General features: G+C 54.7%; 5 protein-coding genes. All 5 read left to right on the forward strand.

The window, feature by feature from the left end; genetic code table 11:
- Positions 1-472: 472 nt before the first annotated feature.
- Positions 473-1,084 carry an acyltransferase family protein gene (locus tag VKV29_RS00050; RefSeq protein WP_324199249.1) on the forward strand — a complete coding sequence of 204 codons (612 nt, stop codon included), beginning with the start codon at positions 473-475 and terminating at the stop codon, positions 1,082-1,084.
- Positions 1,000-1,752 carry a hypothetical protein gene (locus VKV29_RS00055; protein ID WP_324199250.1) on the forward strand — a complete coding sequence of 251 codons (753 nt, stop codon included), beginning with the start codon at positions 1,000-1,002 and terminating at the stop codon, positions 1,750-1,752. The genes VKV29_RS00050 and VKV29_RS00055 overlap by 85 nt, the downstream gene beginning before the upstream one ends.
- A gap of 241 nt (positions 1,753-1,993) precedes the next feature.
- On the forward strand, positions 1,994-3,214 hold the full coding sequence (locus VKV29_RS00060; protein WP_324199251.1) for a glycosyltransferase family 4 protein: 1,221 nt from the start codon (positions 1,994-1,996) through the stop codon (positions 3,212-3,214).
- Positions 3,211-4,194, forward strand: a complete 984-nt coding sequence (locus VKV29_RS00065) for an SDR family NAD(P)-dependent oxidoreductase (RefSeq protein ID WP_324199252.1) — start codon at positions 3,211-3,213, stop codon at positions 4,192-4,194. Before VKV29_RS00060 ends, VKV29_RS00065 begins: the two co-directional genes overlap by 4 nt.
- A gap of 53 nt (positions 4,195-4,247) precedes the next feature.
- The coding region (gmd, locus tag VKV29_RS00070; RefSeq protein WP_343217317.1) for a GDP-mannose 4,6-dehydratase at positions 4,248-5,272 on the forward strand (1,025 nt) is incomplete at its 3' end.

Below are 5,272 nucleotides of genomic sequence, written 5' to 3' on the forward strand. Positions count from 1 at the left end.
TGGCGCCATTTGAAAAAAGGGCAGTTGGGGTTGACCGCCCGTTTTTGGGGTGGGGCCGTGAAGCGATATGTAAAGGGCTTAATATTCCCACCGAAGTAGTTGCTCGCAATGAGACCACTCAACTTTTTAAAATGCTAAACGGAGAGGGGACTAAGGCGTCTATGCAACGTGCAAACGTTTTTCTATGGTGTGAAGGAGGCTATTGTGGTTAGTTTCCAAAGGAAGCTTATCACAGAAAGCCACTAGTAACTTGCCGGTCGCCCCTCTCCCTGATATTGAAGGATACAGTCTTGTCAGAAGCAACCAATAGGTAGGACTTACCTTTGTGTCGGCACTTGGAAATTGACAGTCCAGAAGTTTTTTGTCCTGCCGATGATAAAAGGGAAGTTTTCATGTATAATGCACTATCCTAAGTCTGCGTTCAATTACATGTCCTAATTTTATCGCAGAACATGGTGTGGAGGATACCATCATGAGTACAGTAAGCGCTGTGGTTCAGCCGACGCCGGTTTCCGCCAAAGAAGCCCCGCGTCTGCGCCTTGAGTTTCTCGATGGCCTGCGTGGCTTTGCTTCTCTCTATGTGATGGTCTATCACTGCTTCCTTGGCTATAACTCCCTCACGAATCAACTCGCGAGCTTGCCAAGTTATTGGATGGGAAAGCTGATCAAACTGCTCTATTTTGGCCTTTTCAACTTTGGCCATGAGGCGGTAGTGGTGTTTATCGTTCTTTCTGGCTATGTTCTTATGCTACCTGTTGCCCGCACTCAAGATGGCCATATGCCCAAAGGGGTATGGGACTACTTTAAACGAAGGGCACGACGCATTCTCCCGCCCTACTACGCTGCCCTCGCCATCTGTTTTCTTCTAGTGGCTTTTGTGCCGCATATGGAAGGTCTTTGGGATAACAAACCCCGCACATTACGGTGGGGGCGGTTGTTTCCCATCTCTTGCTTATTCACAACTTCAGCGGCGCTTGGGAAACTAAGTTCGAGAGGGCCATGTGGAGCATCGCGGTGGAGTGGCAAATCTATTTTTGGTTCGCTCTTGTTTTTCTGCCTCTCTGGCGTCGCTTTGGTTTGGTAGCGCCCGTGCTTTTTGCCTGGGCCTATGGCTTAACAAGCTACTACCTTCACTTTGGAGGCACCTATAGTTGGATGATGGGGGACTTTACCTTGGGCATGGCGGCCGCTATTATCGCCTTCTGGCAAAAACCTTCTCTCATGCGTTTGAAAGCACGTCTTCCCTGGTATGCTTTGGCCTCCCTTTTTGCGGCAGGAGCCTACCTGCTATTGGTCATGCAACGCCAATTCACCCTACGACATCCCAGCCTCCATTGGCTGAACGTTACTTGCTGGGGTTTAGGGAGCGGTAGCGAATGGCCCATAGATGTTCTGGTGGGTCTTGCAACCTCCTGTTTCATTCTGGGTTCAACCTATCGTCTACAGCAAGGGTTGCCGGATAACCGTCCTCTTCGTCTTTTGCACCATCGTGCGGTCATTCTGCTAGGCACCTTCTCCTATAGTCTCTATCTTATTCATACTCCGATTGTTATCTTTCTGGATCATTTTAGCATTCGACATCAATTTTCAAGTAATGCCTATTTCTTTTTCCTCTTCAGCGTGGGCATAGGCATCTGCCTCGTGGCTGCCTATCTCTTCCATCTTGTTTTCGAGCGTCCGTTTATGCCGACGCACCTGCGCAAGGGACAGGCGAAGTCGCTGGAGCAAGGCCTCTCTCAAAGCAGGTCGTGAGCGGTGCTTCGATTTTGCCTTTCATTCGTACGGTACCGACAAGAGGGACGGGGGAGAAGGTGACGGCTACAGTTCAAGAGCCAACCCCGCCCTCTAAACTTTCGTCCTTTTTCCGCCGATAACGTGACAGATGCGGTAAAAGACTCGTCAATCTCTATGGATAGCCCGAAAGAGAGACGGAAAACGCTTTCAATAGCCTATAATAATAGAGACCGAAACAGGCCTATGCCGGGAGTGAGGAATGCGAATTCTGATCGTGGCACCTAACTATCATCCGTTTATCGGGGGTGTGGAAACACACGCCCGTCAGATAGCGCATGCCATGAGTCAATCCCACCACGTAGAGGTTGCCGCAGGAAATTTTCATCAGCAGAGGTTGCCGCATCGGTTGGCTGTTTTGGGCACAAGCCTGCTCGTTCCCTCCTACCCTAGCTACCAGGATGGGCCGGTTTTCGTGCACTCCCTTACACCCAAGCCTCTAGACCGGCTGCGCATGTTGCCCATCGCCGTGCGGTGCGTTCCCAAGCTCTGCAGCGTGGCCTACCATCCCCTTAATCGCTTTGGTTATCCGTGGTATCGAAGGGTCTATCTGCCAAGGCTTCTCGCCCTCATTGGCGATAAGGATGTGGTGCACTCGTTGGCGGGCGGCTATTTGGGCTGGACGGCGCAGGAGGCGGCCAAACGGGCCGGCGTGCCCTTTGTGTGCACGCCCTTTTGCCACCCACACCAGTGGGGCGATGGCCCGGAGGATATCGCCTACTATCAAAAGGCCGACGCCGTTATCGGTTTGGTGGAGACCGATCGGGACTATCTCGTCTCCATCGGTGTGCCTCGGGAGAAAACCCACGTGATCGGGGTTTCCCCTGAACTGCCGGAGAGCGCAGACCCTGAGGGGTTTCGCAAACGCCATGGGCTGGAGGGGGTGCCCATGGTGCTCTATGTGGGGCGCATGATGCCTCAGAAAGGGGCCAGGGCGGTCTTTGAGTCGGCTCCGTTGGTGTGGAAGCGGTTTCCGGAGGCGCGTTTTGTCTTTATTGGGCCGGGCACGGTGGACTGGTTCCAGGGGGCCGACCCGCGCATCGTTTTTCTCGGTAAGGTGAGCCTTCAGGAAAAAGCGGATGCCCTTGCAGCCTGCGATGTTTTCTGCATGCCCTCTCTCAGCGAAATTCTGCCGACGGTCTATCTGGAGGCCTGGAGCTACGGAAAGCCGGTGGTGGGCGGCATGGCGCACGGTCTTCCGGAGCTGGTGGAGGGCAACGAGGCAGGGCGGAGTGTGTCTCAAAAGCCGGAGGAGGTAGCTGAGACTCTCGTGCTTCTCCTCGAAAAACCCGAATTGCGCGCTCGACTAGGATCGAACGGCAAAGAGTTGGTGCGGCAAAAGTACTCTGTACCGGCGGTGAGTGAGGCCTTACTCGCCCTCTATTCGAGTCTGATAGAAAGTCGAGAAACCGTCGCTATATGAGCCTTAGTGTTGTTGAAGAGGGCTTCCGAAACGCCCCGATTATAGTTACCGGTGCGGCCGGTTTCATCGGTTCGCACCTGGTAGAGCATCTGGTGGCTCTGGGTGCGCAGGTGACGGCCGTGGATAACCTTCAGGCCGGCAGTTGGGCGAATCTGCAGGCAGTAAGCGAGCAGGTGGTTTTTACCGAATGCGATGTGCGCGATGCCGATGCCATAGGCGCCCTTGTTGAAAAAGTTCAACCGAGTTATGTGTTTCATTTAGCTGCGAATGCCTCCGTTCCAGGCTCCGTGCAAGACCCCGTCTACGACTTTGAGGCCAACTGTGTGGGCACGTTTCGCCTGTTGAACGCCTTAAGAGGGCAGGAGGCCTGTCGAAAGGTGGTGGTGGCCTCTTCCGGTGCCGTCTACGGGCAGCCCGATGCTTTTCCTATCACCGAAGAATCGCCCCTTCATCCTATTTCCCCTTACGGCGCCAGCAAGCTAAACACCGAGATTACCGCCCAGATGATGTATCGCGTCTACCAGGTGCCGATCGTCATCGCCCGACTTTTTAATGCCTACGGCCCACGCATGGCACGATTTGTGGTTCTAGATTTTCTAAAGAAGCTACAGCGTAACCCACATCACTTGGAAGTGCTTGGGACAGGAAAGCAGATTCGCGATTTTACCTATGTTGCTGATACCGTGCAGGGGCTGATCACGTTAGCCCTAAAGGGAGACTGCGGGGTCGCCTATAACATCTCATCCGGTAAAAACTGTTCGGTAACGGAGCTGGCAGAGGCAATTCTTGCTGCACGAGGCCTAAGTGGCAAGACCCACATCGAGTACACGGGCACGAGCTGGGTAGGAGATGCGCAGCGCTGGGAGGTTTCTATTGAACGACTAAAGGCGTTGGGATACCGGCCCCGATACAGCCTGGAAGAGGGGCTGCGAGAGACCATCGCCTGGTTCGACGCAACCTACGGCCCTGCGGCTATCTAAAGCAGACGCCTTGGGCAAATAACTCTAAATGCAACGCGAAAGAGGACGAGATGATGACGAAACGCGCACTCATTACGGGCATTACAGGGCAGGACGGCGCCTATTTGGCGAAACTGCTGTTAGACCACGGCTATGATGTCTACGGCGCCTATCGGCGCAGCGCCTCGATTAATTTGTGGCGGTTGGCCGAATTGGGCATTGCCAACGCCGTGAAGCTAGTGTCGCTGGAGCTGTTGGAGTACTCCAACATCCTGCGCTGCATCGAGCAGGTGAAGCCGGACGAGGTCTACAACCTGGCCGCCCAAAGCTTTGTAACGGCCTCGTTCGAGCAACCCATCTATACTGGCGATGTAGATGCTCTGGGCACCGCGCGTCTGCTGGAGGCCTTACGACAGGTGCGGCCGGAGGCGCACTTCTACCAGGCCTCTACCTCCGAAATGTTCGGTAAGGTTCGGGAAGTACCTCAAACCGAGGAGACGCCGTTCCATCCAAGAAGCCCTTATGGGGTAGCGAAACTCTATGCCCATTGGATAACGGTGAACTACCGAGAATCCTACGGCATGCATGCCACTTCGGGCATTCTCTTCAACCACGAATCGCCCTTGCGAGGACAGGACTTTGTAACCCGAAAGATAACGGCCTCACTGGCCCGCATAAGGCATGGGCAGTTGGATGTGTTGGAGCTTGGCAATCTGGATGCAAAACGCGACTGGGGATATGCCGGCGACTACGTTAGAGGCATGTACCTTATGCTGCAGCAGCCTCAGGCCGATGACTATGTGCTGGCGACCGGCGAAACGCGCACCGTTCGTGAGTTTGTGGAGATAGCGGCGCGCTACGCCGGCTTCGACATCGTGTGGGAGGGCGAGGCGGAAAATACGCGCGGCATAGACCGAAAAACCGGCAAGGAGATCGTGCGGGTGAACCCCAAACTGTACCGCCCTGCCGAGGTTGACATGCTGCTGGGCTGCCCAAAGAAGGCCGAGACGCAGCTGGGTTGGCATCGAGAGGTGAACTTCGAGGGGCTTGTGGAGAGCATGGTACGCACCGACCTCGACCGTGCCGCGCGCGGTGTGCT

Origin of the sequence: Chthonomonas sp. (assembly GCF_035294165.1) — a bacterium.
GTDB lineage: Bacteria > Armatimonadota > Chthonomonadetes > Chthonomonadales > Chthonomonadaceae > Chthonomonas.